The sequence below is a fragment of the Salipiger sp. genome, assembly GCF_059781815.1.
Map to the genome: position 1 here is coordinate 1 of NZ_JBYNAH010000378.1, position 2,360 is coordinate 2,360.

Here is a 2,360-nt window from a genome sequence, read left to right on the forward strand (position 1 = left end):
GGGGCAGCGGGCGTCTCGGGGGCCGCGGCCCCGGCGACGGCGGCGCGCCCGGCCTCGAGGCTTTTGCGGCAGCGCTCGAGGAACTCGAGCAGCTCGGGCAGGATCAGCCCCTGCCCCTCGGGCAACCCGGCGCCCTGATCGAAGGCGGCGCACAGCGCCTTGATGCCCTCCTCGCAGGCCGCGATCGCCGCGATCATCGCGTCGGCGCGCTCGGCCTCCTCGGTGGCAAGCGCCCGCGTCGCGGCGTTCACCCGGTTGACACGCTGGCCGTGCTTCGAGACCAGCGCGTCCTTCTCTGACTGGCTGAGCCCGGAGGCAGCGCGGTTGAGCATCTCGAAATCGCTCAGCCCCGCCTGCGCGAGGTCGTCGCCGCTGATCGGGCCGATGCCGCGCGGGGTCAGAACGAAGCCCCAGCGCAGATCGCCCAAGAGCCCGTTGTCGTCATTCTCGAGCTGGCGCAGCGCGTTGGAGCGCGGCAGCACCGCCATCTTGGGATCGGGCCGGTCGCGCAGCGTCGGGTGCAGGCTGTCCCAGAAATCGGCCAGCGTCCTGGTCAGAAGCTCGAGCCCGTCGCGCAGCCCGTCAAAGCCCTCGGTGCCGTAACCGGCCCGCACGAGGATCACCAAAAGTCGCAGATCGCGACCGTCGGCCGAGAGCCCGCGACCCTCGTCCATGATCTCCTGCCACGGCACCGCTGCCGCCGCCTCGTTGATCGTACCATCATCCTTAAGGCGAACGCTGCTGTCGGCTGCCTCGAGCAGACGCTCGATGGCGTGGAACCTCCCATCATTTCTCAACTCGACACCGGAAGGCTGATCGCCCTCCAATGGCGCCAGGAGCGAAACGAACTCCATCAGAAATGGCCTCTAAAAAATGAATTAACGAAACAAAGTGTTACAGAAGCGGTCGATTCGGGCAACGATCTTGAAGGTAAGGTATTCAATGCCCAAAAACGCGGCAGGCACGAAAACCGCGCCGACGTAACGTCAAGATTCCCCCTTTGGTTGCAACAGGTTGGCACAACTTGAGTCAGCAATCTCCACGCCAGACCGGCGCGATCGCCTATTCGAATTCGTAGCCGAACCCCTCGGGCCCGCCGGTCACCGTAACCTTGTTCAACTCCTTCTTCTCCAGTTGATACGACAGGATCCGCCGGCTCAGCTCGGGCAGCAGCGTGTTGGTCAGGATCGCGTCGATCATCCGGCCACCGCTTTCGATCTCGGTGCAGCGGTCCTTGATGACCTGCATTGCGCCCTCGCCCATCACCAGCTCGGCGCCATAGCCTTCGCCCAGACGTTTGGCGATGCCACGCAGCTTGTGCCCGGCGATGGCCTCGATCATCGTGTCGGAGAGCGGGTAATAGGGGATCGTGACCACGCGCCCGAGCAGCGCCGCCGGGAAGACGTTGAGCAGCGGCGGGCGCAGCGCATCGGAAAGCACCTGTTCCTCGACCGCTTCGGTGCCGTCCTTGGTCAGCCGCATGATCTCGTCCGAACCGACATTCGAGGTCAGCAGGATCAGCGTGTTCTTGAAGTCGATCCGCCGCCCTTCGCTGTCATCCATCATGCCCTTGTCGAAGACCTGAAAGAAGATCTCGTGCACGTCCGGGTGGGCCTTTTCCACCTCGTCGAGCAGCACCACCGAATAGGGCCTGCGCCGCACCGCCTCGGTCAGCACCCCGCCCTTGCCATAGCCGACATAGCCGGGGGGCGCGCCCTTCAGCGTCGAGACCGTGTGCGCCTCCTGGTATTCGCTCATGTTGATCGAGATGAGGTTGTCCTCGCCGCCATACATCAGCTCGGCCAGCGCCAGCGCGGTCTCGGTCTTGCCGACGCCGGACGGGCCGCAGAGCAGGAACACCCCCACCGGCTTCTCGGGCGCCTTGAGACCGGCAGCGGAAGTCTGGATGCGGTTGGCGATCATCTCCATGGCGTGATCCTGCCCGACCACCCGCTCGGCCAGGTTGCTCGCCAGCGACAGCGCGCGCTCGGTCTGGCTCGCCAGCATCCGCCCCATGGGAATGCCGGTCCAGTCCTGCACCACCGCGGCCACCGCCATGGCGTCGACCGCCGGCAGGATCAGCGGCGTCTCGCCCTGCGCCTCGCTCAGCGCTGTCATGCGCTCGCGCAAGGCGTCGAGCGCGGCAGCGCGGTCGAAGCGCTCGGTCACGGGCTCGGCCTCGACCGGCGCCTCGGCCACCGCGACGTCGCCTTCGGCCACGTCCCACTCGGGCGGCGGAGCGTCGCCGATTTCGCCGGTCTCGTCGAGCTTGGCCCCGGCGCTGCGCAGCTGGGCGCGCAGATCGAGGATCTCGGAGACGATGGCCTTCATGCGTGCCTGCGGCATCGATCCCGATACCG

Annotated in this window: 2 protein-coding genes; both read right to left on the minus strand. The window is 66.5% G+C overall.

The features are described 5' to 3' along the window. The coding region (locus tag AC6RA4_RS24900) for a type VI secretion system protein TssA (RefSeq protein ID WP_500164917.1) at window positions 1-854 on the minus strand (854 nt) is incomplete at its 3' end. 208 nt (window positions 855-1,062) lie between these two features. After that, the coding region (locus AC6RA4_RS24905) for an AAA family ATPase (RefSeq protein WP_500164919.1) at window positions 1,063-2,360 on the minus strand (1,298 nt) is incomplete at its 5' end.